1 pseudogene is annotated in these 759 nt (G+C 52.2%); it reads right to left on the bottom strand.

Going from position 1 to position 759, the window contains the following annotated elements:
• Positions 1-63 precede the first annotated feature (63 nt).
• Positions 64-759: pseudogene (locus ADINL_RS13915) on the bottom strand (GTP-binding protein); the annotation flags it as partial.

Below are 759 nucleotides of genomic sequence, written 5' to 3' on the forward strand. Positions count from 1 at the left end.
TCAGAACACGGCATACGATATTCGCCTTAGTCTCGTGGGCTCGGATATGTTTATAAGATTCAGAATACCAACTATCTTGATCTCTTCCCCCGCCTTGACAATTCCACGCTCTACACGGCCAGTTACTACAGTACCACGACCAGAGATAGAGAATACGTCCTCGATTGGCATCAGGAACGGCTTGTCAATCGCACGCTCTGGCTCAGGAATGTAGCTGTCCAGCGCTTCAACCAGCTTCTTGACAGCACTAGTGCCCAGCTCGTTGTCATCTTCGCCATTCAGCGCCATCAGCGCAGAACCAACGATGATTGGCGTGTCGTCACCTGGGAAGTCGTACTGATCCAGAAGCTCACGCACTTCCATCTCAACCAGCTCCATCAGCTCTTCATCGTCAACCATGTCCGCTTTATTCAGGAACACAACGATGTAAGGTACACCTACCTGACGAGACAGCAGGATGTGCTCACGTGTCTGCGGCATGGGGCCGTCAGCAGCTGAACACACCAGAATCGCACCGTCCATCTGCGCCGCACCGGTGATCATGTTTTTAACATAGTCAGCGTGGCCTGGGCAGTCTACGTGCGCATAGTGGCGAGTCGGTGATTCATACTCTACGTGTGAGGTAGAGATAGTGATACCACGCTCACGCTCTTCAGGTGCATTGTCGATACCGTCAAATGCTACCGCTGTACCACCGTATACTTCTGCACAAACACGAGTCAGTGCAGCTGTCAGGGTAGTTTTACCGTGGTCAACGTG

The organism is Nitrincola lacisaponensis (assembly GCF_000691225.1).
Taxonomy (GTDB): Bacteria; Pseudomonadota; Gammaproteobacteria; order Pseudomonadales; family Balneatricaceae; genus Nitrincola; species Nitrincola lacisaponensis.